Genomic DNA, 291 nt, shown 5'->3' on the forward strand with positions numbered 1-291 from the left:
GGTGGTGGCGTCAGTGCCTATACTGCGACACCGTCCTACCAGACTGCAGCGGTCCCAGGGATGGGTACGCCAGTACGCCGCACTGTGGCTGACGTATCCATGAATGCAGATCCAAATTCCGGTCAGTACGTTGCCGTGATTAATCCTGGCAGTGCTACGGTCAACTGGATCAGTGCCGGTGGCACCAGCCTGTCGACACCACAATGGGCAGGTATCGTGGCAGTGACCAATGCCAGCCGCGCGCTGACAGCAAAAGCCCCTTTGGGAGCGGTGCATGCCTCGCTGTATCAG

The 291-nt window shown here is 59.5% G+C and carries 1 pseudogene; it reads left to right on the top strand.

The features are described 5' to 3' along the window. Positions 1-291: pseudogene (locus tag KDM89_RS21730) on the top strand (peptidase S53); the annotation flags it as partial.

This window comes from Cognatundibacterium luofuense, from assembly GCF_018139685.1.
GTDB lineage: Bacteria > Pseudomonadota > Gammaproteobacteria > Burkholderiales > Burkholderiaceae_D > Undibacterium > Undibacterium luofuense.